Source organism: Rhizobium terrae (genome assembly GCF_003425685.1).
GTDB lineage: Bacteria > Pseudomonadota > Alphaproteobacteria > Rhizobiales > Rhizobiaceae > Neorhizobium > Neorhizobium terrae.
This window is the reverse complement of sequence record NZ_QJKM01000001.1, coordinates 551,276-576,895: the sequence shown is the minus strand read 5'-3', so window position 1 is coordinate 576,895 and position 25,620 is coordinate 551,276. Positions and strand designations below refer to the sequence as shown.

At 61.8% G+C, this 25,620-nt stretch carries 19 protein-coding genes and 1 pseudogene; 17 read left to right on the top strand and 3 right to left on the bottom strand.

The genetic code is table 11. The annotated features are described in order from the left end of the window. The first annotated feature begins 6 nt into the window (after positions 1–6). Positions 7–1,503: an FAD-dependent oxidoreductase gene (locus tag DMO26_RS02485; RefSeq protein ID WP_117190418.1), complete on the top strand. Its 1,497-nt coding sequence runs from the start codon at positions 7–9 to the stop codon at positions 1,501–1,503. On the opposite strand, the gene DMO26_RS02480 is transcribed toward DMO26_RS02485, so the two are convergent. Then, positions 1,485–2,126, bottom strand: a complete 642-nt coding sequence (locus DMO26_RS02480; RefSeq protein WP_117190417.1) for a TetR family transcriptional regulator — start codon at positions 2,124–2,126, stop codon at positions 1,485–1,487. The genes DMO26_RS02485 and DMO26_RS02480 overlap by 19 nt on opposite strands. Positions 2,127–2,398: 272 nt before the next feature. Here DMO26_RS02480 and DMO26_RS02475 point away from each other — a divergent pair, with 272 nt between their 5' ends. From DMO26_RS02475 to DMO26_RS02455, 5 genes are all read left to right on the top strand, one after another. After that, positions 2,399–2,959: a TRAP transporter small permease gene (locus tag DMO26_RS02475; protein ID WP_117190416.1), complete on the top strand. Its 561-nt coding sequence runs from the start codon at positions 2,399–2,401 to the stop codon at positions 2,957–2,959. A gap of 11 nt (positions 2,960–2,970) precedes the next feature. Further along, positions 2,971–4,251, top strand: a complete 1,281-nt coding sequence (locus tag DMO26_RS02470; protein ID WP_117190415.1) for a TRAP transporter large permease — start codon at positions 2,971–2,973, stop codon at positions 4,249–4,251. A 69-nt stretch (positions 4,252–4,320) separates the two neighbouring features. Further along, positions 4,321–5,334: a TRAP transporter substrate-binding protein gene (locus DMO26_RS02465; protein ID WP_117190414.1), complete on the top strand. Its 1,014-nt coding sequence runs from the start codon at positions 4,321–4,323 to the stop codon at positions 5,332–5,334. 60 nt (positions 5,335–5,394) lie between these two features. Further along, positions 5,395–6,255 carry a shikimate dehydrogenase gene (locus DMO26_RS02460; protein ID WP_117190413.1) on the top strand — a complete coding sequence of 287 codons (861 nt, stop codon included), beginning with the start codon at positions 5,395–5,397 and terminating at the stop codon, positions 6,253–6,255. A gap of 24 nt (positions 6,256–6,279) precedes the next feature. Then, positions 6,280–8,169, top strand: coding sequence for a bifunctional sugar phosphate isomerase/epimerase/4-hydroxyphenylpyruvate dioxygenase family protein (locus tag DMO26_RS02455; protein WP_117190412.1), 1,890 nt, complete (start codon positions 6,280–6,282; stop codon positions 8,167–8,169). 199 nt (positions 8,170–8,368) lie between these two features. On the opposite strand, the gene DMO26_RS02450 is transcribed toward DMO26_RS02455, so the two are convergent. Further along, positions 8,369–9,127, bottom strand: a complete 759-nt coding sequence (locus DMO26_RS02450) for an alpha/beta hydrolase (RefSeq protein WP_117190411.1) — start codon at positions 9,125–9,127, stop codon at positions 8,369–8,371. A 45-nt stretch (positions 9,128–9,172) separates the two neighbouring features. Then, on the bottom strand, positions 9,173–10,945 hold the full coding sequence (locus tag DMO26_RS02445) for a cytochrome c biogenesis protein DipZ (RefSeq protein WP_162894682.1): 1,773 nt from the start codon (positions 10,943–10,945) through the stop codon (positions 9,173–9,175). Positions 10,946–11,280: 335 nt separating this feature from the next. Between DMO26_RS02445 and DMO26_RS02440 the strand changes: the two genes are divergently transcribed. From DMO26_RS02440 to DMO26_RS02395, 11 genes and pseudogenes are all read left to right on the top strand, one after another. Beyond that, on the top strand, positions 11,281–12,327 hold the full coding sequence (locus DMO26_RS02440; RefSeq protein ID WP_117190410.1) for an alpha/beta fold hydrolase: 1,047 nt from the start codon (positions 11,281–11,283) through the stop codon (positions 12,325–12,327). A 112-nt stretch (positions 12,328–12,439) separates the two neighbouring features. Then, on the top strand, positions 12,440–13,180 hold the full coding sequence (locus DMO26_RS02435; RefSeq protein WP_117190409.1) for a response regulator: 741 nt from the start codon (positions 12,440–12,442) through the stop codon (positions 13,178–13,180). Next, positions 13,177–14,496, top strand: coding sequence for an ATP-binding protein (locus tag DMO26_RS02430; protein ID WP_117190408.1), 1,320 nt, complete (start codon positions 13,177–13,179; stop codon positions 14,494–14,496). Before DMO26_RS02435 ends, DMO26_RS02430 begins: the two co-directional genes overlap by 4 nt. Before the next feature lie 160 nt (positions 14,497–14,656). Continuing rightward, positions 14,657–15,073, top strand: coding sequence for an organic hydroperoxide resistance protein (locus DMO26_RS02425; RefSeq protein ID WP_117190407.1), 417 nt, complete (start codon positions 14,657–14,659; stop codon positions 15,071–15,073). Positions 15,074–15,142: 69 nt separating this feature from the next. Then, the gene (locus DMO26_RS34750) at positions 15,143–15,268 is read left to right on the top strand and encodes a hypothetical protein (protein WP_264319335.1); all 126 of its coding nucleotides are present in this window, start codon (positions 15,143–15,145) and stop codon (positions 15,266–15,268) included. A 161-nt stretch (positions 15,269–15,429) separates the two neighbouring features. After that, complete coding sequence (locus DMO26_RS02420; RefSeq protein ID WP_117190406.1) at positions 15,430–15,897, top strand: carboxymuconolactone decarboxylase family protein; 468 nt, start codon at positions 15,430–15,432, stop codon at positions 15,895–15,897. Further along, positions 15,897–16,754 (top strand): sigma-70 family RNA polymerase sigma factor, encoded by an 858-nt coding sequence (locus DMO26_RS02415; protein WP_117190405.1) that lies wholly within the window; start codon positions 15,897–15,899, stop codon positions 16,752–16,754. Before DMO26_RS02420 ends, DMO26_RS02415 begins: the two co-directional genes overlap by 1 nt. A gap of 125 nt (positions 16,755–16,879) precedes the next feature. Next, positions 16,880–16,975, top strand: a pseudogene (locus DMO26_RS02410) (aldehyde dehydrogenase family protein); the annotation flags it as partial. Between the two features lie 383 nt (positions 16,976–17,358). Further along, a complete protein-coding gene (locus DMO26_RS02405; RefSeq protein WP_117190404.1) occupies positions 17,359–19,068 on the top strand; it encodes a Hint domain-containing protein in 1,710 nt (569 codons plus the stop codon). 71 nt (positions 19,069–19,139) lie between these two features. Continuing rightward, the gene (locus tag DMO26_RS02400) at positions 19,140–22,247 is read left to right on the top strand and encodes a hypothetical protein (protein ID WP_117190403.1); all 3,108 of its coding nucleotides are present in this window, start codon (positions 19,140–19,142) and stop codon (positions 22,245–22,247) included. Position 22,248: 1 nt separating this feature from the next. Then, positions 22,249–25,611: a hypothetical protein gene (locus DMO26_RS02395; RefSeq protein WP_117190402.1), complete on the top strand. Its 3,363-nt coding sequence runs from the start codon at positions 22,249–22,251 to the stop codon at positions 25,609–25,611. Positions 25,612–25,620 lie beyond the last annotated feature (9 nt).

Sequence of the window (25,620 nt, the reverse complement as noted above, 5' to 3'; positions counted from 1 at the left end):
GATGCCATGAACGACCGGAATGTATCGGTGAAGGAGATACGCCAGACCGAGAACCGCTTCCTGAGTTCGGACATCTTTGAATCAGGGCAGTATGTCTTTCCCCGCCGAAACGGTGAGGGCACCATTCGCGAGGAAGCCCGCGACATTCCCGTCTATCATCGCTGCGACGTGCTGGTCGTGGGCGGAGGACCGTCCGGGACCGCAGCCGCACTTGCCGCAGCCCGGACGGGCGCGGAAGTCGTGATTCTGGAACGCTACAATCATCTCGGCGGGCTTTCCACCGGCGGCGTCGTGATATGGATCGACCGGATGACCGATTGGGAAGGCCGGCAGATTATCCGCGGCTTTGCCGAGGAGGTGATCGGCCGCCTTCCCCCCGAAGCCGTTGCCGGACCGGACAAGACCCTATGGGGCGTGCGCGATGCCGAACTCGCAAAATACTGGCGGCTGCGGACTTCTGCCTTTCACGGCATCATCACCTGGGCACCGACCATCGACCCCGAACGGCTGAAGCTCACCTCGCAGGAAATGCTGATCGAGGCCGGCGTGCGGATCGTCTTCCACTCCTGGGCGGCAACGCCTGTGGTCCAGGATGGGGCTGTCCAGGGCGTCATCTTCGAAAGCAAGGAAGGCCGCCAGGGTATCATGGCCAAGGTGGTGGTCGACTGCACCGGTGACGGTGATATCTTTGCCCGTGCCGGCGCGAATTTCGAAGCGGATATCGAGGAGGGCGACGTTCATCATTCGATGAATACCGGCTTCATGCTGGGTGGTGTCGACATGGAAACATGGCTGACGTTCCGGGCCAGGGAGGAACAGGCATTTGCGGATTTCAACGTGCTGGGGCGTGAGAAACTTGGCTTCTTCCAGACGCCCTACGTCTCCTGGCGCAACGATATCGCGCTCTTCCTGGGGCCGCGGCAATCGGGCCTTTCGGCCCTCAACGTCGATGACATGACGGAAGTCGAGATCCGCTCGCATCGGTTCATGCAGTCGCATTGCGAATTCTTCCGCAAGCATGCACCCGGCTTCAAGGATGCTTATATGCTCCTGAGCGCGCCGCAACTCGGCGTTCGTCACACAAGGCGTCTGGCGGGCACTGGCCGGATCGAGCGCAGCCAGTGGGACAGCGGCACGATAAAGCCGGACGAGATTGGCGTCAGCCCTTCTGTCTCGCCCAAATTCCCCGTCATTTCCGTGCCCTACGGAGCGCTGGTACCGGCTCGCCTGGACGGACTGCTGGCCGCCGGCCGTCACGTATCCTGCGATGCGAACAGTCACGGTTTCATGCGCGAAATTCCGCAGTGCTGGTTGACTGGCCAGGCTGCGGGAGCGGCGGCCGGCGTTGCGGCAAACCGGGGCGTAAAACCGCGCGATGTGGATATCGCCGAATTGCAGTCTACGCTGCGGGCCCAGGGTGCCTTTGTCCGCGACGCTGCCGAAAACCGGCGCTCGGAAATCAGCCCCGAGACCGTATCGGCCGGTCAAGAAGCCTTCAAATAGCTCAGCACGGCATCGGCGATCATCCGCTTATGCCTGTCCTGGAGATCCGGCGCGGAAAGGTCGCGCCGGAAGATGGTCCCGAACGTGTAGCGGTTCGATACCCGGAAGAAGCAGAAGGCACTGATCAGCATGTGGATGTCGATCGGATCGGCATTGCGCCTGAATACACCTTCCGCGACGCCCCTTTCGACGATAGCCGCGATCGTTTCGATGACCGACACGTTCAGGTCGCGGATCGCCTCCGACCGCATCATGTGGGCGGCGTGGTGAATGTTCTCGATGCTGACGAGCCGGACGAAATCCGGATTGGCTTCGTCATGGTCGAACGTCGTCGAAATCAGCACCCGTAACGCCTCGTCGGGCGGTAGGTTGAAAAGCTGCAGGTCCGCTTCCAGCGTGCGGATCTTCCGGTAGGCCCGTTCCAGGACGGCCAGATAAAGGCCTTCCTTGCTGCCGAAATAATAGTAGATCATCCGTTTCGAAGTGCGGGTCTTTTCGGCGATCTGGTCAACGCGCCCGCCGGCAAGGCCATGGGTGGCGAATTCCTCCGTCGCCACCTCCAGAATATCTTCCTGGGTACGCTGCGGATCGTTCTTCCTGGCATTCACACGTTTCGTCGCCATTCTTCAGGCCGCTTCCGTCTGCTCGGCACCCTATCCGCGATGATTTTTCCACACCGGATTTTACTTAGTTTTCCAAAGTCATAGCCGGCTGCCGTCCGGCTTTCAATAGTTTCCGCTTGACATACGTACTAGTTCGTACATTTTATGCATATTGCCAGTCGATCCCTGAGGAGGCGGTCCTGGCGGAGGGTATCTTGCCAAAACTTGCGGGTTGGTGGCTGTCTCGGGCAGCCGCCCTGTTGCAACGGCGGCGGGATCTCGGGAGGACCTGAATGACACGGATCATCGATTTCTATTTCTTCGCGTTGAAGGTCATTATCGCCTTGCTTCTGGCAGGCATGGTGGTGCTCGTCTTCGGCAATGTCGTGCTGCGGTACGCCTTCAATCAGGGCATCACCGTTTCGGAGGAGCTGTCGCGCGTCTTCTTCATCTGGCTGACCTTCCTCGGCGGGGTGGTCGCCATGCACGAACACGGTCATCTCGGCGTCGATTCGCTCCTGAAGCGGCTGCCGCCCGCTGCGGCGAAGATCGCAGTTCTGCTCGGTCAAGCGCTGATGCTCCTCGCCACCTGGCTGCTGATCGGCGGTAGCTGGACCCAGACGCTCATCAACCTGCCGGCCAGCATGCCGGCGACCGGCATTTCCATGGGCTGGTTCTATGGCGCGGGCATCGCCTTCGGCATTCCGACTTTCCTCCTCATCCTCTGGGACATGTTCCAGGTGGCGACCGGCCGGATCGACATTTCGACCGTGCAACTGGTCCGCGACAGCGAGGAAGAGGTTGCCCTCGACAGTCATCCGGAAGTGGCCGCAGCCGTTGCGACCAAGGCCTGAGGAGGAGCATCATGACGCTTACCATCTTCCTCGGCGCTCTTCTCGGTCCCATGGCGCTTGGCGTGCCGATCGCCTTCGCGCTCATCATCAGCGGCGTCGCGCTGATGATGTACATGGATTTGTTCGATGCCCAGATCGTCGCGCAGAACGTCCTGAATGGCGCCGACAGCTTTCCGCTGATGGCCGTGCCTTTCTTTCTGCTTGCCGGCGAGGTGATGAATACCGGCGGGCTGTCGAAGCGCATCGTCGATCTCGCGATGGCCATGGTCGGCCATATCCGTGGCGGCCTCGGTTTCGTGGCGATCTTCGCTGCCTGCATCCTCTCCAGCCTTTCCGGTTCGGCGGTGGCGGACGCGGCGGCGCTCGGTGCGCTGCTGTTCCCGATGATGATCAAGTCCGGTCACGACCCGGCCCGTACCGGCGGCCTGCTGGCCTCGGCCTCGATTATCGGGCCGATCATTCCGCCGTCGATCGGTTTCATCCTCTACGGGGTCATTGGCGGTGTCTCGATCACCAAGCTCTTCCTCGCCGGCATCGTGCCCGGGCTCTTGATCGCGCTGGCGCTCTGCATCACCTGGCTGATCGTCGCCCGCAAGGAACAGTTCGAACTCCCGAAGCGGCAGAGCAGGGAGGTGCGCCTCAAGGCCTTCCTCGACAGCATCTGGGCGCTGATGCTGCCGGTCATCATTATTGTCGGCCTGAAATTCGGCGTCTTCACGCCGACCGAGGCGGGCGTCGTCGCGGCGGTCTATTCGCTCTTCGTCGCGATGGTCGTCTACCGCGAACTGCCGCCGTCGCGTCTCTTCGAGGTCTTCGTCGCGGCCGCCAAGATCACCGCCGTCGTGATGTTCCTGGTCGCCTGCGCGGCTGTCTCTGCCTGGTTGATCACGGTTGCCGACGTGCCGGGCGATCTCGCCAAGCTGATCGAGCCGCTGATGGACAACCAGACGCTGTTGCTCCTTGCCATAATGGCATTGATCGTTCTCGTCGGTACGGCCATGGACATGACACCGACCATTCTCGTCATGACGCCGGTCCTGATGCCGATCATCAAGCAGGCGGGGATCGATCCCGTCTATTTCGGCGTGCTGTTCATCATCAACAACTCGATCGGCCTCATCACGCCGCCGGTCGGCACGGTGCTGAACGTCATCTGCGGCGTGTCGAAACTGTCGATGGAAGATCTCATGAAGGGAGTGATGCCCTTCATGATCGCCGAATTGATCGTCCTTTTCCTGCTCGTCCTCTTCCCGCAGCTGGTGACCGTGCCGGTCGCCTGGTTCGGGCGTTGAGGCCGAAAGGTTCCGAAGAGTGCATGTCAACCGGCCGTGGGGGATCCCGGCCACAAGTGGGAGGAAAGCATGTTCAACAAGATGATGAAACTGGCGCTCGGCATCGCCATTCCAGCGCTGCTCTTCGCCGGCACGGCATCCGCCGAAGTCCGCTCGCATACGCTGAAATTCGCGGCGGCCAACAACAAGGGCCATCCGCAGGTGACCGGCATGGAAAAGTTCGCCGAGATCGTCAAGGCGAAGAGCGGCGGCAAGATCGAGATCAAGCTCTTCCCGGGCGGCGTGCTCGGCGGCGACGTGCAGACCGTCTCGGCCTTGCAGGGCGGCGTGGTCGAGATGCTGGTGCTGAATGCCGGTATTCTGGCGAGTAACGTCAAGGCTTTCGGCGCGGTCGACCTGCCATTCCTGTTCAACAGTGGGGAAGAGGCCGACAAGGTGATGGATGGCCCATTCGGCAAAAGCCTTTCCGATAAGCTGCCGGCAACCGGTCTCGTTGGGCTCGCCTATTGGGAACTCGGCTTCCGCAACCTCACCAACAACCGTCGCGCGATCACCAAGGTCGAAGATATCAAGGGCTTGAAGATCCGCACACTGCAGTCGCCGATCCCGATCGAGCTCTTCAACAGCCTCGGCGCCAACGCCGTGCCGCTTCCCTATACCGAACTCTATACGGCGCTCGAAACCGGTACGGTCGACGGCCAGGAAAATCCGTTCGCCAACATCATCAACGCCAAGTTCTACGAAGTGCAGAAGTATCTGACGGTGACCCGTCACCAGTACAATCCGCAGATCGTATTGATCAGCAAGAAGTTCTGGGACGGCCTGAACGACGACGAGAAGGCAGTCCTCCAGTCTGCCGCGACCGAAGCCCGTGACTTCCAGCGCAAGGTCTCGCGTGAGGCGGATGCCAAGGCGCTCGACGACATCAAGAAAACCGGCATGCAGGTGGGCGAACTCAGCGCTGCCGAAACCCAGAAGCTACGCGATGCGGTGAAGCCGATCATCGACAAGGCGAGCACCGATATCGGTGCCGAAACAGTCTCCCTGCTTTTCAAGGAACTGGAAGCCGCACGCAAGAAGTAACAGCTCCGCCGGCCCGCTTGCCCGCGGGCCGGCCCTATCACCGAGACAAGGCGCTAGACCATGGCCGAGACATTGCTGAAACCTTTGAAAGCCGGACTGATCGGTTCCGGCATACAGGCCTCGTTGACGCCTGCCATGCATATGCAGGAAGGTGCCGCCCAGGGTTTCCATTACGATTACGAACTTCTCGATCTTAACCAGCTTCGCCTGACGCCTTCCGACCTGCCGGCTTTGCTCGACGACGCCGAGGCGAGGGGGCTTTGCGGCCTCAATATCACCCATCCCTGCAAACAGGTCGTCATTCCCTTTCTCGACGAACTCTCCGACGAAGCGCGAGCCCTCGGCGCCGTCAACACGGTCGTGCTGAAGGACGGAAAGCGTTTCGGACACAATACCGATTGGTGGGGGTTCGCCGAAAGTTTTCGGCGCGGCCTGCCGGGCGCCGATCTGAGTGCGGCTGTGCAGATCGGCGCCGGTGGCGCCGGTGTCGCGACCGCCTATGCCGCCCTGTCGCTCGGGTTGCGGGAGCTTCTCGTTTTCGATCGCGAAGCCGAACGGGCCGCCCAACTTGCCGAAAGCATGTCAGCGCTTTTTCCCGACGCGACCGTGCGCGCCTCCGGCGACTTTGCCGCGGCGATGCGGACAGCGTCCGGCCTGATCCACGCGACCCCGACCGGCATGGCGAAATATCCCGGCGTGCCTCTGCCGCCCGACCTGCTCGAGCCGCATCACTGGGTGGCGGAGATCGTCTATTTCCCGCTGGAAACCGAGCTCCTGAAAGAAGCAGTGAAGCGTGGCTGCCGGGTGTTGAACGGCGGCGGCATGGCGGTATTCCAGGCGGTCGGCGCGTTCAAGCTCTTTACAGGGCGGGAGCCGGATGCAGCCCGAATGATGCGGCATTTCAAAACCATGACCACCTGATCAGCCTGCCGACGGAGGACTGCCATGAAGACGTCGATAGCAACGGTATCGATCAGCGGTGATTTGCCTGACAAGCTCGAGGCGATTGCCGGAGCGGGGTTTGACGGGGTCGAGATCTTCGAGAACGACTTTCTGGCGTTCGACGGCAGTCCGGCGGATGTCGGGCGGATGGTGCGCGAGCATGGCCTTGAGATCACGCTCTTCCAGCCGTTCCGGGATTTCGAAGGCATGCCCGCCTCGCACCGGAGCCGCACCTTCGACCGCGCCGAGCGCAAGTTTGACGTGATGCAGGAACTCGGCAGCGATCTGCTTCTGGTCTGCTCCAACGTTTCGCCGGTCTCGCTCGGCGGCATCGACCGGGCGGCGGCGGATTTCGCTGAACTCGGGGAGCGGGCAGCCAAACGCGGCCTGAAAGTCGGTTACGAAGCGCTCGCCTGGGGCCGCCACATCAACGATCACCGCGATGCCTGGGAAATCGTGCGGCGCGCCGACCATGCGAATATCGGCCTCATCCTCGACAGTTTTCACAGCCTGTCGCGCAAGATCGACATGAACTCGATCCGCTCCATTCCGAAGGACAAGATCTTCATCGTCCAGCTCGCCGATGCGCCGCTGATCGACATGGACCTGCTCTACTGGTCGCGCCACTTCCGCAACATGCCGGGCGAGGGCGATCTGCCGGTCGCCGCCTTCACCGCGGCGATCGCCGAGACCGGTTATGACGGCTATTTCTCGCTGGAAATCTTCAACGACCAGTTCCGTGGCGGGCACGCCCGGTCGATCGCCGCCGACGGCCATCGTTCGCTTATCCATCTCGGCGATCAGGTGCGGCGCATTCCGACTGCGGAAAGCCTGACCGTGCCGGCCATGCCGAACCGCGCACCGGTCAAGGGGGTCGGTTTCGTGGAGTTTTCGACCGACGAAAGGGATGCGGCCGCGCTTATCGACATCCTGCATACGCTTGGATTCCGTAAGGTCGCAACGCACCGTTCGAAAAAGGTCGGCATCTTTCAGCAGGGCGATATCCGCCTCATCGTCAATACCGAGGAAAAGGGTTTCGCCAACACCTCTTTCGCCGTGCACGGCACATCGGCCTATGCGGTCGCTCTCACCGTCGAAGATGCCGCGGAGGCGCTCGCCCGGGCGGTGGCGCTCGGCGCCGAACCCTTCAGCCAGCCGGTGGCGGAAGGCGAGATCGAAATCCCGGCAATCCGGGGCGTTGGCGGCGGGCTGATCTATCTCCTCGACGACAAGAGCGAGCTCGGACGGTTTTTCGAGATCGACTTCCTGCCGGTCGAAGACGAGGTGGCCGTCGTTCCGGCCCATCTCCTCAGGATCGACCACGTCGCGCAGACCGTCGCTTATGAGGAGATGCTGACCTGGCTGCTCTTCTACACGTCGATCTTCGAGACCCGCAAAACGCCGATGGTTGACATCATCGATCCGGCCGGCGTGGTGCGCAGCCAGGTGGTCGAGAACGACAGCGGCACCTTGCGCATCACGCTGAACGGCGCCGAAAACCGCCGCACGCTGGCGGGACATTTCATCGCCGAAAAATTCGGCTCCGGCGTGCAGCACCTAGCCTTCCATACGTACGACATCTTTGCCACTGCGGCGGCACTCCGGGAAAACGGCTTCCGGCCGCTGCAGATCTCGCCGAACTATTATGGCGATGTGGAAGCGCGCTTCGGTCTCGATCCAGACCTCACCGAACGGCTGAAGGTGGAAAACATCCTCTACGACCGCGACGAGCATGGCGAATATTTCCAGCTCTACAGCGGCACTTTCGGCGAGGGCTTCTTCTTCGAGATCGTCGAACGCCGGGCATATCGCGGTTACGGCGCACCAAATGCCATCTTCCGCATCGCCGCATTAAAAAAACAGATGCGACCGGAAGGAATGCCAAAAAATTGACGGCCGCAGCAGACGCGCCGGCATTATAGCCAGCCTCGAAGAGCGGCGGAACATCGGTTTGAGATTGTATTTGCCGGAAGTGCGGTACGAAACGTGCCGATGCAGGGCGGGACCTCGACCGCAGGGGACGTAGCCAACAAATCGAAATCCCAACCATCGCGTCGTAGCGCTCCGGATTGTGCACCAGATGGGCCTCTGGTTACTTTCCTGCGGCCGTCGCGGCCATTTCAATCACGTTAGCAACCTCTTCCGGCCGGGAGGCGAAAACCGCATGGCTTGCCTTGATTTCGGTGATCTCGCTGCCGGCACGTTTGGCCATCTGCCGCTCAAGGTCGGGATTGATCGAACGGTCTTCTGTGGCGACGATCGACCAGCTCTTCTTCACCTTCCACGCTGGTTCTCCCGTCCGGGCGGTAAAGGCATCTTTGGAGGCAAAGACCTGAGATTTCGCGAGAAATGCCGCTTCGTCCTTCGGCAGGTCGGCCGCGAAGTCGTTCGCGAAGGCTGCCGGGTTGATATAGAGATATTTTCCGTCTTTCGTCTCGCGAATGTTCATGCCGCTGGCCGGTTTGGAACTCGCCAGCCCGATCAAGCTTTCACCCTTGTCCGGCTGGAAGGCCGCGACATAGACGAGCCCGGCGACATTGGGGCTATGGCCGGCTTCGGTGATCACCATGCCGCCATAGCTGTGGCCGACGAGCAGTACCGGACCATCCTGTAGGTCAAGCACGCGATTGGTCGCAGCAATGTCGTCGGCAAGCGAGGTGATCGGCTGCTGCACGATGGTGACGTTGAAGCCGCGTTTTTCGAGGATTTCGGTCGCCTTGCGCCAGCCGGAGCCATCGGCGAGCGCGCCGTGCACGATGACGATATTTTTCACTTGGGCGGCCTGGGCCGCAAAGGCGATCAGGCTTGTGGCGAATGCGAGGGCGAGGGTGGAGAGATAACGGCGGTTCATGAGATTAGCTCCTTTGGGTTTGCGGTAGATGGAAGGAAGGGAGATTCAGCCGAAGGTAAAGGCGTAGGCTTCGACGCCCGGGTCCAGGAAACGGATCTCGAAATTCCGCACCTCGACATCCCCGGACTGACGAACGATCTGGTAAAGTCTGGTCGAGGTCACGATGCCATTGCCGTCTGCATCCGTATCGGCGCCGTGGTCGGCCCCCGGCGCCTTGCCGTCGATAGTCACCTGGAAGCGGACAGGCTTGCCCGCGGCGCCGGGACCGAGGACCAGATGCAGGTCGCGAGCGCTGAACCGATAGGCGATGCTGCCATCCGCCTGACCGAGGGTCGCCTGTTCCGGGCCTACGGTCCAGGTACCGGAAAGGCTCCATTCGTTGAGGCTCGCCTCCGCGACCGAATATTTATGGGGAGCATCGGCGCGAAGGTTCTCCGGTGAGGCGAAATTGGTGGCGCGCTTATAGCCGAGATAGGTTTCGCCGGAGCGGATGTTCTTCAGATCCGGGCTCGCCTCGGCGCCCTTCGCATCGGGTGCTACCGGCGCGCTGGACGCCATGTCGCTGCCGGCTTCGCGCAGCAGATCCTGGATCGCCTGCTCGGTTTGGCGGTAGTTGCCCTCGCCGAAGTGATGGTAGCGGATCTGGCCCTTGGCATCGATCAGGTAATGGGCCGGCCAATAGCTGTTCTCGAAGGCGCGCCAGATCGCGTAGTCGTTGTCGATTGCAACGGGATAGGTGATCTTGAAGTCGCCGATCGCCTTCTTGACGTTGTCGACTTTCTTTTCGAAGGCGAATTCCGGAGCGTGAACACCGATCACCACAAGGCCCTGGTCCTTGTATTTCTCGGCCCAGGCACGGACGTAAGGCACGGTGCGGATGCAGTTGATGCAGGAATAGGTCCAAAAATCAATGAGGACGACCTTGCCGCGCAACTGCTCGATGGCGAGCGGCGACGAGTTCAGCCATTCGACCGCGCCGTCCAGCGACGGTGAACTGCCTTCGATCGGCAGGTTGGCGCGGAATGGGCGCGCCGCGCCGGCAGTCATCATCATGCTGTTGCTGGCGATTTCGGACGGCTTCACGGTACCCTGCTTTGTGTGCAACCGGTCGAGCACGGCCTGCTCGAAAGAGGCGGTGCTGGCATAGGAAAGTCTGGCCAGCAGGCCGGTATCGAGGCCAAGTGCGATGGCGGCGACGCCGGCCAGAACTGCAGCTCCCAGGGCCTGACGGATCCGCTCGCTGATGCCGAGCGACCGCTTCATTCCGGCAAAGATCCTGCTGCCGGCCGCCAAGGCAACGGCGAGCGAAGTGGCCGCGCCGGCGGCATAGGCGGTGAGCAGAAATGTGGTTTCGAGATTGGCGCCCTGGAGCGCCGCACCCGTCAGTATCAGGCCGAGGATCGGCCCTGCGCACGGTGCCCAAAGCAGGCCGGTCGCGACTCCGAGCACGAGCGAACTCGCTGCGGTGGGCACGGAGCCAGGCCTGCCCGAGGCGTTCAGTAGCCGATTACCGAAATCGACGACCGGTCGGGTAACGACGTTGGCGACACGTGGTGACAGCAGGCTGACTCCGAAGACGGCAAGCAGTGCGATCGCGGTGAGGCGGCCGTATTCGTTGGCCTGGATCGCCCAGCTGCCGCCGACCGCGGCGAGGGTCGCGACGAGCGCGAATGTCGCGGCCATGCCAACAAGCATGGGCAGCGTGCTGCGGACGAACGGCTGCCCGGCGCGCGCGAAGACGAAGGGAAGGATGGGCAGAATGCAGGGGCTGAGAATCGTCAGCGCTCCTCCAAGATAGGCAATGATAAGAAGCGTCATCATCGTTTCCTTTGAAACCGAGTTTTCGGGCTCTGGACGGCGATGCGGTTCGACCAGCAGCGGAGCCAATCTGGTCGGCGCGACGTATCCCGGATGTGTCCGGGGTCGAGGAGAAGTGTATCGAAGTGTAGGAATTGCCCCGTGGCGCTACAGAGCGAAACAATCGGCGGCAAGGGGCAGGCGGTCCGGCGTGGGTGACAGTCAATGAATTGTATCAGGACGTATCCAGACGGCCAGACGCTACATCCGCATTCAAAAGCGGGCTCTCGGGACATATCGGGGATACATGCCACCGGTTTTCTTTCGACTGTGATCGTATGGATCGGAGAGAAACCATGACCAACGAATTCAAACTTCGGCGCCGCCGTTTCTTCGGTGTAGCCGCAATGACCGTCGCGGCCGTCGAACTCGGCGCCACCTCGCTGGCGAATGCGCAGTCCGCCGGTGCCTCGTCACCGGCCGTCGCCAGGGCTGAAAGCAACGCGTCTTTCGAGGCGCTGAAGCAGATTGATGCCGGCGTGCTGAATATCGGTTATGCTGAGGCCGGCCCTGCCGATGGCCCAGCCGTCCTGCTGCTGCATGGCTGGCCTTATGACATCTACAGTTTCGTCGACGTTGCCCCGATCCTCGCCTCGGCCGGCTATCGCGTCGTCATCCCCTATCTTCGTGGTTACGGCACGACCCGCTTCCTGTCCGGGGAAACACCGCGCAACGGCCAGCAATCTGCTCTTGCCGCCGACATGGTCGCCTTTCTGGATGCTCTCGGCATCCACAAGGCGATCGTCGCCGGCTACGACTGGGGTGCGCGCACCACCGATATCATGGCGGCCCTTTGGCCGGAGCGCTGCAAGGCCCTGGTATCGGTCAGCGGCTATCTGATCGGCAGCCAGGAGGTGAATCGGAAACCGCTCGCCCCGATGGCGGAGCTTTCCTGGTGGTACCAGTTCTATTTCGCCACCGAACGCGGCCGCCTCGGATATGCCGCCAATACGCGTGACTTCGCCAGGTTGATCTGGCAGACGGCATCGCCGGCCTGGAAGTTCGACGACGAGATCTTCGACCGTTCGGCGGTTGCATTCGACAATCCGGATCATGTGGATATCACCATCCACAACTACCGCTGGCGGCTGGGCATTGCCGAAGGCGAGGCCAGATACGATGCCTATGAGAAACAACTCGCCATGGCGCCGCTCATCACCGTTCCGACGATCACCATGGAGGGTGACGCAAACGGAGCGCCGCATGCCGATCCCTCCACCTACGCCGGCAAGTTCTCGGGCAGATACGAGCATCGCAACATAACAGGCGGCATCGGCCACAACCTGCCGCAGGAAGCGCCGCGGGCCTTCGCCCAGGCCGTTCTGGATGTGGCGAGATTCTAGAGAAACAGACGGCTGCCGCGAGGACGTTTCTTCACTTCGCGGCAGCCGAATCCGGGTCTAATAAGGGCGGCAGGCGCGCCGCTATACCGAAAGAGGATTCGAAAGTCCGAAGATGGAGCATGTCGACCATATCCTGATCGTCGATGACGACCGTGAAATCCGTGAGCTGGTGTCGAGCTACCTGAAGAAGAACGGCCTTCGTGCAACCGTGGCCGCCGATGGCCGGCAGATGCGCAGCTTTCTTGAGACCAACGCCGTCGACCTGATCGTGCTCGACGTGATGATGCCGGGCGACGACGGGCTGGTGCTGTGCCGCGAACTTCGCGCCGGCAAGCACAAGGCGACGCCGATCCTGATGCTGACCGCCCGCAGCGACGAGATGGACCGCATCATCGGTTTGGAAATGGGTGCCGACGACTACCTTCCGAAGCCGTTTGCGGCGCGTGAACTGCTGGCGCGTATCAAGGCCGTCCTGCGGCGGACGCGCATGCTGCCGCCCAACCTGCAGATCAGCGAGGCCGGTCAGCTCCTGACCTTCGGCGACTGGCGGCTCGACACAGTCGGCCGGCATCTCCTCGATCGACAGGGTACCGAGATTGCGCTGAGTGGTGCCGAATACAGGCTGCTGCGTGTTTTCATCGACCACCCGCAGCGTGTGTTGAATCGAGACCAGCTCCTGAATCTGACCCAGGGCCGCGATGCGGACCTGTTCGACCGCTCGATCGACCTTCTCGTGAGCCGTCTGCGCCAGCGGCTCGGCGACGATGCGCGCGAGCCGACCTATATCAAGACCGTGCGGGCAGAAGGGTATGTCTTCTCCGTTCCTGTAGAGATTTCGGAGCCCAGATCATGACGGCGAGCGCTCCGCCTCGTTCCCGCTGGTGGCCAAGCACGCTTCGCGCCCGGCTCTTCCTCATCCTGTTCCTCGGCCTCGCGATCGCCTATGGCCTGTCCTTCAGCATCCTCTTTCTCGAACGTTACATGTCGGCCAAGGCCGTCATGCTTGGCACGCTGGAGAGTGATTTGGCGACGTCGATCGCCGTCATCGACCGGCTGCCGGCGAAGGAGCGGGCGGACTGGCTGGATCGCTTGAGCCGCGGCAACTACCGTCTTGTCCTGGGGCCGGGGCTCGCCGGTGTGCCGGACATGTCGGGCCGCGGCGCCGAGATCGCGGCAAGAATAGAAGAAGCCGCTGGACGCAAGTTCCCCTTACGCATCGAGTCCATTCCCGGCGACGACAAGCGGCTGCAGGGGCATTTGACGCTTTCCGACGGGTCGGAGCTCACCATCGACGTCACCCCGACGGGTGTGATGCCGATCGCCGAATGGCTTCCTTATGTACTCGCGGTCCAGATGGCGCTGCTGGTGCTCTGCACCTGGTTCGCGGTGCGCCAGGCAATCCGCCCCCTCGGCGATCTGGCCGCCGCTGCCGATGCGCTCGACCCGAACAGGAAAGCGCCACCGCTGAGCGAAGCCGGCCCGAGCGAGGTCGCCCATGCGGCGCGCGCCTTCAACGCCATGCGGGACCGCATCGCCCATTATCTCGAAGAGCGCGTCCAGATTCTCGCGGCGATCTCCCACGACCTGCAGACGCCGATCACGCGCATGCGCCTGCGCGCCGACATAGCGGACGAGTCGCCTGAAAAGGACAAGCTCGTCAGCGACCTGCATGAGATCGAAAGGCTGGTGCAGGATGGCATCGCCTATGCCCGCAGCTCGCACGGCAATGGCGAAAAGACATCCCGCATCGACCTTTCCTCTTTCATCGACAGTATCGCCTACGATTATCAGGACACCGGAAAATCTGTGACCGTCCTTGGCGCCGTCCAGGGCACGGCCTCGACCAAGCCGCACGCCTTGCGGCGCATCCTCACGAACTTCATCGACAATGCCATCAAGTTTGCCGGCGCCGCCGAAATCAGCGTCGAGCGGAAAGGTGAGGGCGATATCGTCATCACGGTCCTGGATCGTGGCCCCGGCATTCCGGACGATATGCTGGAGGCGGCGATGCAGCCCTTCTTTCGGCTGGAGCAATCCCGCAATCGCGAGACCGGCGGCACCGGGCTTGGGCTTGCTATTGCCCAGCAGCTGGCCACCATGATCGGCGGTTCGGTCAGACTGTACAATCGCGCCGACGGAGGCCTGGCGGCGGAGATCTCTTTCCGCTGAAGGAGAATTCCCGGTTTGTATGGGAAAATGTCTGCGCCGCCTGTTGCTACGCTTAGATACACTATCCAGCATTTCCGAAAACATGCCGGATACGTCCATCCTTCACATCACTCCCCGTCAACGAATGTCGCTGCCAGCGACAACAACAAAGGAGTGTTCCATGAACAGGATCGAAAAGGTTCTCTATACCGGCAAGACCCACACGACCGGCGGCCGTGACGGCTTCGCACGCAGCGACGATGCACAGCTCGATGTCAGACTTTCGCCTCCGGGCCCGGCCCAGCCCGGTACCAATCCCGAACAGCTCTTCGCTGCCGGCTGGTCTGCCTGTTTCATCGGCGCGATGGGCCTTGCCGCGGCCAAGCGCAGGCTTCGGCTTCCGCCCGACACTGCGGTCGATGCGGAAGTCGATCTCAGTATCACGGACGGAGCCTACTTTCTGCAGGCCCGCCTGAATGTCAGCCTGCCGGGGGTCGATCCGGAGCTTGCCCGGGTACTTGTGGAGGAAGCTCATCAAACCTGTCCTTATTCGAAGGCGACGCGCGGCAATATTCATGTCGAGCTGAAGGTCGCCTGAAAGCCCGCCGGGTGCCACCCGCATCTGCCGGCTGCCGATGACCGGCCTCGCATCATCCTGGAGGTTCTGATGAAATCGATCGCGATCTGTGCCCTGATTGTCGCCATTTTGGCCGCACCCTGCATTTATGACATTTCCTCGACCGAGCCTTCGCCTCTTGAAGGCTTGCTGGCAGTGGCTGTGTCGGCACGGTGATGCATCTTAAAATTCGGCCGGATTGTCTCGACGGACGGCCCGGCCGATTTATCGAGTGAGTTTGGTGCCGAAAGCATGCCGCAAAAGAAAAATCCACCGGCATGTCACATCGGCAGATCTTGTCTCGTCATGATGTCGTCACCAACAGAAGGAAACGAACCATGAGTGCCAAAATCGATATCTTTTCCGCCGCGCCTGCGCTGATGAAGAAGTGGATGGGCGTGTCGGTCGATGTGGCCGCGAGCCTTGAGCCGAACCTCATCGAACTCGTGAAGATCCGCGCTTCGCAGATCAACGGCTGCGCCAACTGCATCAACATGCACACGGCGGAAGCGCGGGCGAAAGGCGAGACCGAACAGCGCATCTATCTCCTGTCGGCTTGGCGCGAAGCGCCCTGCTATTCCGATCGCGAACGCGCCGCGCTAGGCTGGACCGAGGCCTTGACCCGGTTGTCGGAGGGCCATTCCCAGGCAAGCGCCCAGGAAGCCCTGAGGGCCGAATTCACGGAGGAAGAACAGGTGAAGCTCACGCTCATGATTAATATCATCAACGGCTGGAACCGGCTTGCGGTCGGCTTCGGTCTGTGGATCGAACCCGCCGCCGCAAAGGCCGCCCAGGCGGCGGCCTGATGGAAGGCCCCGGTCATGACGACGCAGCGGCGAGTTTCGACCCGCTGCGTCCGAAGCTGATCCGTGTCGCCTACCGCATGCTCGGATCGGTCGCCGACGCGGAAGACATGGTGCAGGAGGCCTTCATCCGTTGGATGAGGGCCGACCGCGGCGCCGTGCGCGAGCCGGAAGCATTCCTGCGCAGCACGGTCACGCGGCTCTGCCTCGATCAGCTCAAGTCGGCAAGGCGCCAGCGCGAGACCTATATCGGTCCCTGGCTCCCAGATCCGGTGGTGGAAGAGGAAGAGCAGGAAGACGTCACGCTGCCGCTGATGCTGGCTCTGGAGCGTCTTTCGCCACTCGAGCGGGCGGCTTTCCTGCTGCACGACGTGTTCGGGCTCACCTTCGAGGAAGTCGCGGTCACCATCGAGCGGGATGTGGCCGCTTGCCGCCAGCTCGCCGCCCGCGCCCGTACCCATGTTCGGGAGGCGAGGTCGCGTTTCCAGGTGGACAAAAGACGGGGAATCGAGCTCGCCGAGGCTTTCTTTGCGGCCTCGCGCAGTGGCGATATGAAGACGCTCGGCGCGATGCTCGCGGCCGATGTCAGCATTTACGCGGATGGCGGCGGCAAACGTCCCGCAGCCATGGAACCGATCCTGGGCTTCGAGGCGGTAATGAGCGTGCATGGCTATCTCGCCGCCGATTTTCAGAAAAACGGTTCGAAACTCGTGCGGGCCGGGTTCATCAACGGCTTGCCCGGCTTCATCACGCTGGAGGCCGATGGCCAGATCCAGACAACCGCGCTCGACATTGCCGACGGAAGGATCAGGGCCATCTACGTGGTGCGCAACCCCGACAAGCTGCGGCATTTGAATTAGTCTTCTCCCGAGCCGAGGACTTTCGACAGGTTCTCGGTTCGGATCATCAATCGCTAACGTAGCTCGGCGATCTTCTTGCGCGCAATGAGATCGAAATCGATCCCGACACCGAGGCCCGCCGCACCTTCGGCGGCGTCAAACAATCCGGTCTCGGACGTGAAGGCGCTCATCACGGCATGCTGGAGTTCATGGAAGCAAAATATATCGCGACCGACTGGTGAGGTTGGACGAGAAATGTGCCGAAGCGATCCGGCGCTCCCTTTATTCCCAGGCCCTGAAATCGTCAGCGCCGCAGGGTTCTCGGCGGACGGGCACTCAGCGCCTCCTCATCGATATCCGAACCTCAGCCCGGTGATCCGGCAGGAAGTCAATTGCAATCTGCGGGTAAATTTAAAAATTTGTGCACGCATTGAGTTTGTTTTCAAAAGCCCGTATGGTGGCCTATCGGTTCAGTATTGACGTTGTATTAGCGCATTTCGTGCATGCCACGCAGCGCTTTTTGCGCCCGGATATTCAATGAAAATTCAATGGACTCGCCTGCGAGGGGCAGGCGGGAGGGATAGTGCATGCCGCCAGATGGCGCACGCCTATGAAGGAGGGATTTATGAACAGACCCGAACCCCAGCTTTCGACAAGAGACCGCGAATTGCTGCTGAAATTCGCTGCCATTATCGAGGAGAATGGCGGAGCGATCATCCATGACATGCAAGACCTGGAGCACCGGGCATTCGTCAAGCTGATGCACAATATCTGCGGCAACAGCGAAGAAGATTTTCCCGGTCTCCATGCGATGCTCGACGAGCCCGCATCGACCGACCGGATGTTCAAGGCCGAGGTGCTGGGTGATGGGGACAGCGGTTGGGTGACGGCGTTCGGAGTTCCCGAGGCCGGCTTCCTCTCGACCACGTCTGCCGCTGCGGCAAAGGGTTACGGCACGGTCGTCGGCGGGTTCCAGACGTGCAATCTGTCGCTGCTCGTGCTTGCGCCCAACGGCACCTTTCTCGCCAACGGATCGACGGCAGGCTACGCACCGCTCAACAGTCTCGCGGTACAGACAAACCAGAACACCGCAAAGCAGTATGTACCCGGCTCGACGGCGATGATGACCTATTCCTATCAGTCATCCGGCGGTCCGGTATCCGGGACCGTACAGGGCAATCCGGGAAGGGCGGTTTCCGATCCGGTCGTCACCGAACCCAAGCGGGAGAACGGCAACACCAATCCCTACAACGCCAATGCCATCTGTATCGGACTTGGGCGCCCTACCGATCTCACCCGTTGCGATTACGTGTATGACGAGCCGACGCAGGACAATCCGATCGGACGGCTGCCGCTGGTCGGCAATGCGACCTTCAACTACCCGATCAAGGCGCTGCAGCCGACCAGCAATTTCCTGGTGGATATCTATGTGATCCGCACTGACACCGGCGGCCAGTCCACCCAACTCGATCCGACAGACATGAATAATGTCTATGCGAATTTCAACATCGCTCCGGGCGACGGTAAAACGCTGACCTGGAACCTGCCGATGAAGCCGAACACGCAGCCGCCGGCGCCGCCGCAGACCTACAATCCCGTCGTCTTCTCCAATATCCCCTGGGCGACCGAGATGGTCTCCTACCTGACCTGCAACATAACCGTGGTGCTCGACGACGGTTCATCGACTGGCGTGCCCGTTACGGTGACGATCCAGAGTTCCGACATGCCGGACAACGATCCCATCGACGGCGTGACCTATATCATGCCGATCGAATTCGTCTGGCATTGCCTTGGCGAGGATACGCTGGTGACGATGGCCGACGGCAGCAGGAGGAAGATGAACGGCATCAAAGCCGGGGACCTGATCGGTGCCGCGGAAGGCAGCGGGCCGGCGACCGTCAGCGTCACGCACAACGCCAGGCATTTCCACGATGTCGTGGTGCTGGAAACGGAAGGCGGGAAAACGTTGGCCGCATCGAGCGAACATCTGATCTTCACGACCGACGGGCCGGTGGCCGCGGGTGCCCTGAAGCCCGGCGCCAAACTGATCACGACCGACGGTACCGACGCGCTTCGTGCGACGTCCACGGAGGCTGGAGGCGGGCGCGTTTTGTGGAACCTGTCGCTCGGCGAAGCGCCGCAGATCGACGATCCGAACGCCGAAGTCGGCCAGTTCTTCGCCAACGACATCCTGGTGGGCGATGCCCGGGCGATGCGGGCACTCCGCTATCGGCAGATCAACGATCAGGAATGGGTGAAGACCCAGGTGCCTGCCTCCTTCGAGCGCGATGTCGAAAGCACTTTCCGCCGCCGCCAAAAGGTCGTGATGCGTTAACCGTCGACTTGGCGGGTTCCCGTCCGGGGACCCGCCGCCTCACTGCAATCCCTTCAGACTCGGGCAGAACCATGGCGCAGAATCCAGTCCTTACGTCGGCGCAATGCTCATCGTCGGGCAATACCTACACGGTGCGGGTGGGCTGGCAGCTTATCCAGGAGGCGACCTATTTCGTTGCCGTGGTGTTCGACCCGTCGAACAACCAGGTTGCGCGGAAAGTCGTCGGCGGACCGCTCGGCGCCTCCTCGGCGATGCTTACCAATGTGGCGCTGACGTCGACGGTCAACTACACGGTTGCCGTCGCCCAGAGTGATCAGTCGGGCAATCCGACATCGGCCTACAGCCCGCCTTTCAACCTGCTGCAGCAGCCGCTGACGAATATCACGACCGTCAACGACCTCGACAGCATCGTCGTGTCGGCGACGCTGCCGGCAGTCGGCCTGCCTGCCGGGATGAGCATCAATCTCATGAGTTCGGGCAATACGCTGCTGGCGACGGCGAGCGTTACGGGCTCGAGCGGCACGCTGATTCCGCCACAGCCGCTCGATCCGACGCAGAGCTATTATCTGCTCGTGGCACCGACTTCCAACCAGACGCTGTCGATTGGCCCGAACCAGCGCGCCGACCTGCAGATGACCCGCCCTGTCATTTCCGCCATCAGTTATGACGGCGACAATCTGACGGTCTCGACGGCAACGGCATTGCCCACCGGATCGACGCTGAAAGGGGTGTTGATCGCCGACGGCACGCAGCTTGCCCAGGCGACGGGCAGCAACGTATCCGTATCTATTCCCGTTGTGGACGATACACTCGATCTGTCGAAGCGTTACAGTTGTACCCTGCGTGGAATGGCCGGCAACAATGCCGGCCCGGCTTCCGTCCCAATCGAAGCCGTGGTCACGCCTCCGCAATTCGAGTCCGCCTATTATGTCGGCAATCATATCGGTGGTCGCTGGACCGTGCCGCCGGTTGCGCCGATGCCAACGGGCGCGTCGATTGCCGCAATCGTCAACGGCGGCATCGCGGGTACCCCGCAAACCACCATCGGCTATCGGGGCGATATTGATCTTTCCGGCGTCACCGTTGCCAACATGCTGAAATTTCAGGCGAATTCTGTCTTTGGTGTCGCCAAGGGGCCGCCGGCGTCCGTCAATCTTCCCTATACTGCACCGGTCATCACGTCGGTCGCGGTTGCCGACGGCACGATTACCGTCGGCTGGCAAGGCAGTCCCGGAGCGCCAGGTTACCGGCTCTATCTCAACGACAGCACCGGCAAGCCTGTCGGTCATGTCGATGCGGGCGGCCTCTCCGGCACTTTGGCGCTGCCTTTCAGTCAGGGTGCCGTCTATTCGGTCTCTGTCCAGCCCTTCGGGACCAATTCGGATGGTATCGCGATCAGCGGACCGGTGTCTGCCGGCGTTGCGGCACTGGTCGCCGTGCCGGTGGCGACGTCGACCAGCTATGACGGTACGAATGTGACGGTGAACTGGACCGCGCCGCAGCAGACGGCCGGCATTACCGGTTACACGGCAGAACTGCTGCATGCCGATACACTGGTACCGGCCGGGTTCAGCAAGACGGCCGGTGCGGGCGACACGTCCTGCCAGATCGCTGCCGCTTTGACCTCCGACGCCCGGCTGGTTGCCGCCGTCCGCGCCACCGGAACGAACTCGACCGGCAACCTCGGCCCCGCGGTCGAGGTCCTCTCCGTCAAACCGGTCGTCACGGCCACCGATGCCAGCGCGACGAGCCTGCATGTAGCATGGGATGTCGCGCCTGATCCATCGGTGACCGGTTACACCGTGACTATTTCCGACGGCGGCTCGCCGGGAACACATCAGACATTCCAGACGACCGGTACGGTACTCGACACCCCCAACACGCTGACGGCCGCCCAGGTCAATGTTCGCGTTTGCGCCAGAAGTGCATCTGCGACAGGGGCGGACAGCGCTCCCGCCTATCTGTTCGGGACCAAACCGAGCTATTATCCGCAGAACGCGAATACCAACGGCCTCTATCTCGTTCGTTCGAACAGCAACCAGCCCGCGCCGGCGGACATTGTCCTTGCTTTCCCCAATGTCTTTACGGCAGCGCCGGCAACGTTGCCGTCTGCGGGCATCTTCACGCTGGAGGCGAATTCCGCGTCGACTCTTCTGCCCTATAAGTTGACCATTCCCGCCAACAGCATCGCATGGAGCTTCGATCCGGCATCCCGCGCCACGCTTTCCAGCAACTTCCTCGATTTTCTCAAAAAGATGGAAATGCCGGACGGGAGCAACGTGCTGATCAAGCCAGGAGCCCTGGCGATAGTGCGGCAGACTGTGGCGCTGGGGTTGCCGCTGCTGTTCTCCGAGCAACTCAAATTCATGTACGGCTTCAATCCCGACGCCCAGACCGGCGGTTATGTCGATCTGGTGCCCGGCATGCGGCTGCGCGTCGACACGGCTGTGCAGCAGATCACGCCGCCGAACAACAACCAGATGGGCTACGTTCCGACCGGGAGCGCGACCTACGATATCCAGTCCTATGCTCAGGGCACGGCGTTAAATCTCGGTTTCAATGGCTTCCTTTCGGCAATCGTGCGGCCGAGCGTGCCCACTCCCTTGGTGGAGCCGAATGCCGGTGGCGGCGGCGTGGTCGATCTCTACACCGCGACGGGCAGGCAGCCCTATTTCCGTCTGCTCTATCCTTCGACCGTCCATGGTCCGAAATTTACCGGCCTCGTCGACCAAGCGAATTTGCCGGTCATTCTAGGGGCAACGACCTATAACGGCCTCGTTGCGGCTACGAACCAGTATGTCGCGCAGGGAAATTTCACCGGGCTTACGAATATCTTCCCGTTTTATTTCCGCGGCCGTTCCGCACTGACGCCGGAGGTCTCGGCAAGTCTGAACGGGCAACGTTTTTGGCTGGCGCTCGGCTCGACGGTCGAAAACCTGATTGCGCAGGCGGGAAGCCAGCCTTCCTGCCTCAGCGCCGCCGTGGGCGGCTTTGCCATGCGGCGCAGCATCGGCGGATTGACCGACGATCTCAACGCGACGAGCCTTGCGACAACGGCCGTCGTGACCAATCGCGTCCGCCTCGAATATCCGTCGGCAAGCTTCCAGCCGCCTCAGTCGGGTTATTTCGACCTGCCGCTGTTTTGCGGCGACGACATTCGCCTCGACCAGGGGGGATGATATGCCGGCCTATTCGTTCACGAAGAGCTTGAATTCCGAACTTTATCTCTATTCGGATACCGGGACGCCGGTCAGCGACAAGCCCTATACCGTCGCCTTCATCCGGCGCATTCCGACGACGGGCGGTGCGACGACGCTGACCCTTGGGCAAAGCTGGTCGGATATCGAAGGGGTCTATCTCTTCTATCAGGAAACGCCACCTGACGAGGCCGTATTCGTCGCCCAGGTCCGCGCCTATCTGGAGGCCGGCGGACTGACCGGCACGCGGTTCTTCTGGATCTCCGGCAGCGCCTCAATGACCGCCCTGTGGGAGACCGCGGCCATCGCGGTTTCCGGTTCTGCCCCGGCAGCATTATCGCGCTACAGTGAAATTACCCTGCAGAACTATCGCCTATGCCTCGACCGCGGATTGGCCGTCACGCTTGCCGATCCGGCGGCGGGCGCGGCCTACCCCGCTTTTGTGATCGCCTGCGGCGCTGTCGGGCAGGTTCGGCTGGATACCGGTTCCGGCGATCCGCCGCTCACTGGTATCGGCAGGACAGTCGAGATTCCCATGTCGGGAGCGGCGATCGGCTGCCTGCGGTTCGAACTCGATATCGCCCAGAGCGCATCGAGCGGTACCGGAACGGAGATGGGCGCCCTCGGAAGCGGCCTGTCCTTCTTCTATCCCGATCCTGAATGGGGACCGGCCTTCCTGTCAGCGCTCACCTATCCGCTGCTCGATCCCGCGCAGGCGGCAATCGCCTTCTATCCGACGCTCGACCCGCTCAATCCGCTGCTGCCGGCGCGCACCTTGTTTGGCCTGACAAAACCGGATGGCAGTGCGCCTGCCCAGCTCGCCAGCTATTACCGGACCTGGGTGGGACGGGGTGTCGGGTTGACACCCGCTCCAAGCACGGGGGCCGGGTTTGCGCTAGCCGCCCGGCCACGCTTTCCCGGTGACGAGGCGCCAGATTACACGCTAACGCCCAACGGCAGCTTCACCATCGATATCGCCGCGCTGGCTTATGGCGTCCAGGTGCCCGGCGAAACCGTCAGCGCGACGCGCATCATGTGCGGCCTGTCACCGGTGGAATATATCGGCTACCTGCCGCCGTCCTCTGGTACGGTCGCCAATAGTGTCACCTTTTATCCCGGCAACCCGGCCTATGCGGCATCGTTCGATCCCGGTTCGGAGAGTGCCGCCGCAGGCGGCTTGAGCGATACGGCGACGACGTCCTATCTCAGCTTCACGCCCCACGGGCCGGCGACGATCAACTATTACAGCCAGCCCGACCAGTCCGTATTTTACGATCCTTCGCCCTTCGCTCCCCCCGCCGATGCCAACTTCCTCGACATGAAGGAACTCGTGACCGGCCAGCTTGCGAGCAATGCCGCTGCCGCGATGCCCATGGTGCCACTTGCAGGCCTTGACGGCACGCTTGCTGTGCAGGCCCCGTACGCACGTTTTGAAATCAAGGTGATAAGCCAGGTCCGCCGCGATCGGATCCACGCTTTTCTGGGAGCCTCGCCGGCTGCTGCCGCCACACCTGTGGCATCCACCGCCACCACCCGCCACGGCATGCTGGGTTTTTTCGGTACGCCGGGGACAAGCGAGGTTCCCTTCGTCAAGGTCCAGCTCGCACAGAGCGACGCCGGCGCTGAAACGCTGATGCTTGCCGGCAGCGGCGGCGGCGATATCACCGGCCCGCTGAAACAGGCGCTTCAGAGCAACCAGTTGTTCCTCGTCATCTCAAACGCTACGCTGTTTGCGCAGCAAGGCGCCTTCCTCTCCTCCGCGCTGAAGATCGCCGGCATTCCGTTCGACCTGGATCCCCGGTATTGGGCGCAGAACGGAACGGTCATCGTCTATAAATATGCTGGGGCGAGTATCGCCAACCTGGCCGAGGACCTCGGTGCCTGGAGTTTCCCCCAACAGTTTACCGACGGGGCGCTGACGCAGAGCAATCTGCTCGCAATCATCCAGGCCGTCATCGACAAGGTCGAGGTGCCGCCGGGATCCACGCCCGATCCTGATTTCCTGCATGTCTATGAGGCGGTGACCGACCCGGCGTGGAACGGCATCCTTGCCTTCAACACCGAGGTGTCGCTCGCCGCCATGCCGGGCCAGCTTGCCGGGATCGCCGCCGGTATCGATCCCTCGCGCTTCCGCGCCCATCATCTCGGCATCAACATGTCGCCGATGGACGTGGTGGGCGGCGTGCTGACCATGCGCGATACGGCGCTGTTCGGGCTGATCGACTATTCCGATGCCACCTCCTTCGCAAGCACGAACAGTGACTTCGACTTCAAGGTAACGGTGTTGCGCATCCTGTTTGGCAATTCGCAGATCCGCAACTTTGCCTGCGCCATTGAGCTTCTGGCCAACAGGCTGTTCGGCAGTCCGGTGACGCTGGTCGATGGCTCCGGCACCGCCGCCGGGCAGAGCGTGATCACCCTCCATGGCTACTATCAGCACGCCGAGGCGGGCGATACCTTCAGCTTCATCTCGCGCGGCGACCAGCATTTCAAGGCGGCGAGCCAGGTTCTCGACGAGGTCGTCATCTCAGGCGCCGATTTCGTCACGCTCAATCCGGATGCCGTTCCGAACCAGAACGGGATAAAGGCAGTCAGAACCCGGTTCGTCTTCGGCGGCACGATCCGTTTCCGGGACCTCCCGGATTTCGATGCTCTCTCGTTCGGAAACACGACCGGGGCGGAAGTACTGCCAGGCGGTCTTTCCTATTCCAACCTCGTCGTCCAAATGGATTACGATCTGAATGCGGACGGCGTGACGCAGAACCGCGGTTTTGTATTCGACGCGCAGAACCTGGCGATCGACATTGCGAGTTCGGTTGCGCGCCCTCAAAGCCTGTTTGCGCATTTCCCACTAAAATTCAAAGGGTTCGTTCAAGGGCAGTCGGGATCGACGCCGGCGGGGCTCGGTTATCTTGCGGCCGCGACGCCGCTGGCAGAGACGCCGCTCGCCTATCCCTGGTACGCGCTGCAATACGAGCTCAACCTCGGAACCTTCGGCGCGCTCGCGAGTAGCGCCGGCTTCACCGCAGGCGTGCTGATAGGCTGGTCGGGTTCTTCCGGACCGAGCGTCTATACGGGCCTGCGCATCCCGGGCGCCAATCCGGAAAACCTGTCCTTCTCGATCGAGGGCATCCTTGGCCTTTCCATCGACGACATACGGTTTACCGCGGCGCCATCGACGGGGGGGAATATCGCCTACACGCTGGTCTTCACCAATCTCGCGCTTCGCTTCCTCGGCATGAAGATCCCGCAGAGCGCCTATGTCGACCTCGTGCTGTTTGGCAATCCCGATCCATCGAAACAGGCCTCCAGCCTTGGCTGGTACGCCTCCTACATCGCGGCGTGAGGAGGCGAT